This is a genomic window from Streptomyces sp. NPDC019531 (genome assembly GCF_044903305.1).
Lineage (GTDB): Bacteria > Actinomycetota > Actinomycetes > Streptomycetales > Streptomycetaceae > Streptomyces.
The window spans coordinates 1-1,125 of the sequence record NZ_JBJDQL010000148.1; the positions used below are offsets into that span (position 1 = coordinate 1).

Consider the following 1,125-nt stretch of genomic DNA (forward strand, 5'->3'; position numbering starts at 1 on the left):
AGAGGTCGTTTTCTCCCGTTGTTTCATCCCGAGATGCGGGTTTCATCCGGTGGTGTCGGGTCGCGCCAGGAGATCGTGGTCTCGCCGGTGAGGCGGCGGGCCATGAGGTCGGTCATGGCCAGGTGGATCATGGCTTCGGAGCGGTGCGGGTGGCTTTCGTAGTCACGCACCAGTCGGCGGTGCAGCATCAGCCAGCCGTAGGTCCGCTCCACGGCCCAGCGTTTCGGGATCGGGCTGAATCCCCTGGTCCCAGGAGCGCGTTGGACGATCTCGAGGTCGATGCCGAGGCTGGCGGCGTGCTCGACGAAGTGCTTGCGGTAGCCGCCGTCGACCCAGACCTTGCGCAGGGTGGGGTGGTCGGTAGCGGCCTGCTCCAAGAGGGTGCGGCCAGCGGTGGAGTCCTGGACGCCGGCCGCGGTGACCAGCACCGCCAGCAGCAGGCCGAGGGTGTCGGTGATGATGCTGCGCTTGCGGCCCACGATCTTCTTGCCCGCGTCGATGCCCTGCGTCCTGGTGGGGACGGAGGTGGAGGTCTTGACGCTCTGGGCGTCGATCACGCAGGCCGAAGGGTGGCGGTGCTTGCCCTCCTGCTGGCGCACCAACTCCCGTAAGAGGCCGCTGAGCTGGGCGAAGACGCCGTCGGTCTGCCATTTGGCGAAGTAGCCGTAGACCGTCTGGTGGGGCGGGAAGTCGTGCGGGAGGTAGGCCCACTGGCAGCCGGTGCGGTCCACGTACAGGATCGCGTTCATGATCTCGCGCAGCTCGTGCCGGGGCGGCCGGCCGAAGTCCAGCGCCCGGCCCCGGCGCTCGAAGCGCCACGTGGACAGGACCGGCTCGATCAACTCCCAGCGGGCATCGGACAGATCACTCGGATACGCGCGACGTTCCGTCATGACCTGGACGTACCGCCGCCCAGGGGCGTGCGCCCAGGCGTGCATCCTGCTGGATCGAAGCACGGGACAGACCCGGGCTTCCTGGAATGAGACAGGCGCGAGTAGACCTCCACCCCAGCTGCCACACCTTCTGCCTCACCAGAAAGAACAACCTCCACCGACTCATCAGCCCCAAACCGAGAGGCGCGACAATACGACTCAAAGTGCCATACCTCAGATGAAAACGACCTCT

General features: G+C 66.6%; 1 protein-coding gene. It reads right to left on the bottom strand.

Annotation, left to right across the window (positions count from 1 at the left end; all coding sequences use genetic code 11):
* Nucleotides 1-23: 23 nt before the first annotated feature.
* Entirely contained in the window at nucleotides 24-893 is an 870-nt protein-coding gene (locus ACI2L1_RS45230; protein WP_404745308.1) for an IS5 family transposase, read from the bottom strand.
* Nucleotides 894-1,125: the final 232 nt, after the last annotated feature.